General features: G+C 63.9%; 1 protein-coding gene. It reads left to right on the forward strand.

Features of this window, described 5'->3' with window-relative positions; translation table 11 throughout:
• Positions 1-41 precede the first annotated feature (41 nt).
• Positions 42-990, forward strand: a 949-nt coding sequence (locus T5B8_RS19960; protein WP_353181009.1) for an IS481 family transposase, incomplete at its 3' end; no start/stop codon positions are given.

The following is a 990-nucleotide window of genomic DNA, read 5'->3' on the forward strand; positions in this document are numbered from 1 at the left end:
CTGATGGGTGTCGAATCCTTCAAGCTTCAGGAGTGACCCGGATGAACACCCACAAGCATGCGCGTTTGACGATTTATGGTCGAGACCTGTTGGTCCGTCGTATCCTCGAACACGGTCAGCGACCGGTTGAGGCCGCCCAGGCGATGGGCGTGAGTGCACGCACCGCCTACAAATGGCTTGCCCGTTACCACGCGCAAGGGCTGGAAGGCTTGTATGAACGCAGTTCACGCCCGGTGCGTTGCCCACAACAGCTGTCGGCGGCGACCCGTGACCGAATCATTGCCTTGCGGCGTGAGCGCCGGATCTATCGTGCGATCAGCCAAGAGGTTGGCGTGCCGGTGACCACCATCGCCCGCGTGCTCCAGCGGGCCGGCCTGAACCGGCTATCCGCGCTCGACCCGGCGCCGCCGATCAAACGCTATACCCACGACGCGCCCGGGGACCTGTTGCACCTGGATATCAAAAAGCTCGGTCGCTTCAAGCGCCCCGGCCATCGCGTGACCGGCGATCGACAGGCGGGGCGTTCACGCGGGGCCGGTTGGGATTATGTCCATGTCGCCATCGACGATCACAGCCGCGTGTCGCATGCCACGATCCGGCCCGACGAAACGGGCATTAGTGCGGTACGCGCCTTGATCGCCTCACTACGCTACTACCGGGGCCTGGGCGTGACCTTCAAGCGCGTACTCACCGATAATGGCGCGTGCTACGGCTCCCGTGTGTTTGCCAAGGCCTGTCGTCGACTCGGGCTCACGCACCGGCGCACGCGGGCCTATCGGCCGCGCACCAACGGCAAGGCCGAACGGTTGATCCAGACGGCACTTCACGAGTGGGCGTATGCCCGCGCCTACGAGAATGCCGATCAGCGCGCGGCCCATCTGCCGCACTGGCTGCACGACTACAACTGGCATCGACCCCATGCCAGCCTCAACTACCACACACCGATCAGCACACTCGGCATCGGCGTGAACAACCTGGTGGGTTTACACA

The organism is Salinisphaera sp. T5B8 (genome assembly GCF_040361255.1).
GTDB lineage: Bacteria > Pseudomonadota > Gammaproteobacteria > Nevskiales > Salinisphaeraceae > Salinisphaera.